The sequence below is a fragment of the uncultured Methanobrevibacter sp. genome (assembly GCF_902774605.1).
Lineage (GTDB): Archaea > Methanobacteriota > Methanobacteria > Methanobacteriales > Methanobacteriaceae > Methanocatella.
In genome coordinates, this window is the sequence record NZ_CACYJE010000090.1 from 1 (window position 1) to 4,017 (window position 4,017).

At 39.4% G+C, this 4,017-nt stretch carries 3 protein-coding genes; all 3 read right to left on the reverse strand.

Annotated elements, in window-relative coordinates; translation table 11 throughout:
* On the reverse strand, window positions 1-465 hold a 465-nt coding region (locus QZU77_RS10540), incomplete at its 3' end, for a hypothetical protein (protein ID WP_295603897.1).
* Between the two features lie 15 nt (window positions 466-480).
* On the reverse strand, window positions 481-2,586 hold the full coding sequence (locus tag QZU77_RS10545) for a right-handed parallel beta-helix repeat-containing protein (RefSeq protein WP_295603899.1): 2,106 nt from the start codon (window positions 2,584-2,586) through the stop codon (window positions 481-483).
* Between the two features lie 111 nt (window positions 2,587-2,697).
* A partial coding sequence (locus QZU77_RS10550) for a hypothetical protein (RefSeq protein ID WP_295603901.1) occupies window positions 2,698-4,017 on the reverse strand: 1,320 nt, incomplete at its 5' end.

Here is a 4,017-nt window from a genome sequence, read left to right on the forward strand (position 1 = left end):
GCTGACGGCACTTGCGGTGCTTCCGGTGAATTTCAAATTTGATAAAACTACATTGGAAGCTGTTGAATCAATGTTGAAATAAGTGAAACTTCCTACAGCCAGCCCCATATTTATGGTGGCGCCATCTGCACAGCCAGTTATTTTAATTGATTTTTGAACATTCACCGTTTCACTGAAACTGAATGTTCCATTTAATTCGATAGTATCCCCATCCACAGCTTGGTCAAACGTGTTTTTCAAATCTGCAAAGGTATTGTTCTTGCCATCAAGCCTATGGACGGTGCCAAGTGAATTCTCATCATTTGCCTGCTGATGATTGTCAGCAGAGTCCGCCTCAGCGATTGGCTGATTTTCAACATCCCCGCAAGCATCTGATGCAACATCATCAATGTCGCTTGCACCAGCAGCAGAGATTGCGCAGATGCCCATTAATAATATTAAAAAGAAAATCAATTTCCTTTTCATGATTTCACACCTCGATTATATCTTACGGAAGAATTTTAATTTTTTAGTAGCGCTCTTCTTAATCACTATTGAAGTTTTGACGCTGCCCTTATACTTGATGCTTTCAGGCATGATTACAACCTTATGCTTGCCTGCGGTGAATTGATTGGTTGCAAAGCCGAATGCACCATGATAGGTTTTTTTCTTACCCTTAATCTTCTTAGTCTTCAATATGAATGTCTTGTAGGTTTTGCCAGTGTATATTAATACCTTCATTTTAATGCCATTAACGCCCTTCTTGGTTTTCTTGTTCAACGCCATATAGGAAAGCAATGCTCCTCCATTATCACTTCTTTTAAGTTGAAGCTTGAATTTCAAGGAGGTTTGCTTAACAACCTTGATTGAAGATGACACAGTGTTGAAATTATAACCTGCATGTGATGCGCTTGCAACAACCTTATGTGTTCCGGCAGACAGGCTCTTGGTCTTATATGATGCCACACCATTGGAATTGGTGGTGACGGTCACTGTCTTGTATTTCTTGCCTGTGTACACCTTCAAGGTTATCTTCAATCCGCTGATTGGCTTGTTGTTCCTTGAATCCACAATCTTGATTGTCCATGAGGAACCGCTCTTAAGAGCAACAGTCACCTTGGAAGCGCTTAAAACAGCAGTTGCCTTGTTTACTGTTATTATCAAGTCACCGTCAACTGCGGTGTGGTTCTCATCAGGGGTTGTAGTAACACGCAATGTGTATTTTCCCACCGGCAAATTGGAAACTGTCAACAGGTTATTGTTGAAAGTGATTCGTGCATTAGGCTGGTTTAAAACTCGAATGTTTTCCAACTCTATTATTCCACCCTCAACAGTAACATAGATTGAACCTGAGGCACCGTATTTGAAAACCAAACCTGCACTGAACACTACGCTTGAATCGATTTTGATCTTTTCGATAGTGTTGTTGGATGCAAGCAGGTACGCCTCGAAGAGATCCTCATCAGTTAAGTTGCTCACTTTAATGTCTAATGCCTTAACCAAAGTCTCATTGTAGTCAATGACGAAATGATTATATGTTATTTCCCGGCAGAGGTAGGCTAAGTCGTTTCCGTATAATGCGAAATTGTCCCTGAAGTAAGAACCGTTCACAACATCCTCCTCAGACAGGCTTATTGCGCCTCCTCGGGATTGCATTGCAAGGTTTCCTATGAATGTGCAGTTATCAACGGTCAAATGTTTAGAGGAACTGAATACTGCTCCTCCACCTTGATATTCATCTTCAACAATGCTTGATGTAACCTCATTATCATTGAATGTGCAGTTTCTGATAATGTTGTCTTCACCCATCAGCACAGATATTGCTCCACCATAATCATTACAACCGTTTTCAGTGAAGTTACAGTTCTGGATAACATTATTAGACCCGTAAGCCACTATCGCTCCACCATGGCTCTTTTCATTAATGACCCTGTTTCCCCTGAACTCACAGTTGCTTATGAGTGTGCCTGTTCCATTGCATAACAATGCACCACCATATAATGCGGCCTGATTGGCTGAGAAGATACAGTCGGTAACGTTACAGTTATCTGCTATGATTGCAACAGCCCCCCCAATACCATACTGGTCACTAGTTGCAATATTATCCTGGAATTCGCAGCCGCTTATAATACCGTTATCCCCTTGCCAATAAATAGCGCCTGCCCAGTGGAATGTTCCGCCAATGAATTTGATGTTGCTTAAAACCACATTGGGAGCGGTCTTGTTAATAAAGAAGAATGGTGTCCGCAAGTTACTTGAACCGTTGTATTTTATTGTCACATTGCCGTTACCGACAATCTTGACTGTCTTGTTTACGTTGATTAAATAGTCACAAACATAATCTCCCTCCAAGATGATTGTGGAATTCTCTTCCGCCCTATCAATTTCATGTTGAATATTCCTATAATCCTCATTTAAAGAATCCTCATTGCCTTGATCATCTAACTGGAGAGCATCATCATCCAAAGCGGCATCATCGGCTTTGGCATTTTCCACTATAACCTGCTCATCACTTGCAATAATATCCACATCATCGCTTGCGGATGCATGCGATAATGCTGTGATGCTTACAAGAATAAGCAAAACTAATATTACCTTCCTATTCATAAAAATTCACCTTTATGATATAATTTTTGTTGAAAAATTTATATAAGTCGAATAAAGTAAAAACTTTAAGGAAGAATAATGAAAAAAAAAGAATAGGGAAAATTAATTCCCTTAGAGTGTACGGAAGTATTTAGGGCCAATAGTTGCCTTCTTCTTGATTTTGATGCTTGTGGTTATTGAACCCTTAAACTTGATGCTGACCGGCTTTAGAACCACCTTATGCTTGCCCGCTGAGAACTGGTTGGTTGAAAAACCAAAAGCACCGTTATAGGTTCCCTTCTTGCCCTTGATCTTCTTGGTTTTCAGGGTGTAGGTCTTGACCTTCTTGCCGGTGTATATGTAGACCTTGATTTTGACACCATTCACACCCTTTTTGGTCTTCTTGTTGGTAACTACAAATGAACGCAGCGAACCGCCGTTGTCATCATGCTTTTCTCTAAGTTTAAATTTCAATGAGGTCTGTTTGATAACCTTAATGGATGAAGTGAATGTATTTAAATTATAACCCTTATGAGATGCACTTACAACAACCTTATGACTGCCCTTAGACAATCCTTTAGTGTTATAATTCACTACCCCTTTAGAATTAGTATATCTGGTAACAGACTTATATTTCTTTCCAGTGTAGATTTTTAAGGTTACTTTCATGTTTGAAATCGGCTTATTTGTTTTTGAATCCACAATCTTGATAACCCAGTAAGCCTTGCTTTTCAATGCAACAGTTACCTTGGATGCCTTAACAACCGCAATGGATTTTTTGACAGTGACACTGACTGTGCCATTGCCCGGCTTCAAATCGCCTGATGGAATTGACCCCACAAATAAAGTGTAGGTGCCCGGATTCAATTTTGATATGGTTATCACATTTTTGACAAGAGTTATTTTAGCTTCAGGGTGATTCAATACTTTAATGTTTTCCTCATCAATGCTTCCACCGGTAACGGTTACATAAATGGAACCTGAACTGGCATAATCAAAGACTATGCCGCTGCTGAAAGTAACTTTTGAGTAGAAGTCTGACGGGTCTGCAACTACAATAGTTTCCAATACATTCTGGATTTCAGTGTATTGCTTTGAAACCATTGCCACAAGAGAATATGAACCCGGTGCAAAATCCATCTGATAAGTGGCAATGCCCCTATCATTGGTAACCACATAAATAGGTTCCATATTGTCAAATTTGAGAGTTACATTAATATTCCGGTACACATCACCGTTATTGGAATTGAATAGCCTTATATCAAGAACATTATTATCAACTTGAGATACCGTTACCCTACCAACAATCTTATTAATTTCAAAAGAGGTGTTGATAGAATTTACATCCACATTGTCATCAGAAACATGAGCAGTAGCCACATATTTTCCCGGAGCAAACGGAAGTTTATAATTTGCAATACCATTTTCATCAGTTTTTAAATCAGCAAATTG